Origin of the sequence: Halorubrum halodurans (assembly GCF_002252985.1) — an archaeon.
In the GTDB taxonomy this organism is placed as follows: Archaea; Halobacteriota; Halobacteria; order Halobacteriales; family Haloferacaceae; genus Halorubrum; species Halorubrum halodurans.
In genome coordinates, this window is record NZ_NHPJ01000112.1 from 1,035 (window position 1) to 1,420 (window position 386).

General features: G+C 72.5%; 1 pseudogene. It reads left to right on the top strand.

Features of this window, described 5'->3' with window-relative positions:
* Positions 1-250: pseudogene (locus DJ70_RS13025) on the top strand (hypothetical protein); the annotation flags it as partial.
* Positions 251-386 lie beyond the last annotated feature (136 nt).

Below are 386 nucleotides of genomic sequence, written 5' to 3' on the forward strand. Positions count from 1 at the left end.
CGTCGGCGCGCTCGTCGTCCTCTCGGTCGGAAACTTCGCGGTCGTCGAGGGGATCTCCGGATCGCTCCTCGGGGCGCTGTTCGCCGTCGTCGGACTGCTCGTCACCGCGTTCGTCTTCCTCGGCGCGTACTTCGGCGTGCGCGGTCGGGGCCTCGGCAACGCACACGGCGTCGCCGCCGGCTCGTTCGCCGCCGGACTGGTCTTCCTGGTGTTGATCGCGGTCCAGCTGCTCGTCGGCGTCATCGGGTAGCGAGGGACCGGCCGCAGCCGGGCACGTCGTGCGACGAGTTCCCGTGACCGCGGGGTGGATCGGCCCGATCGCGCACGGGAGCTCTCGGCGGAGGTGACCGTCGGAGAGGACGGGGTCGGGGAGCGTGGGCGGGGAC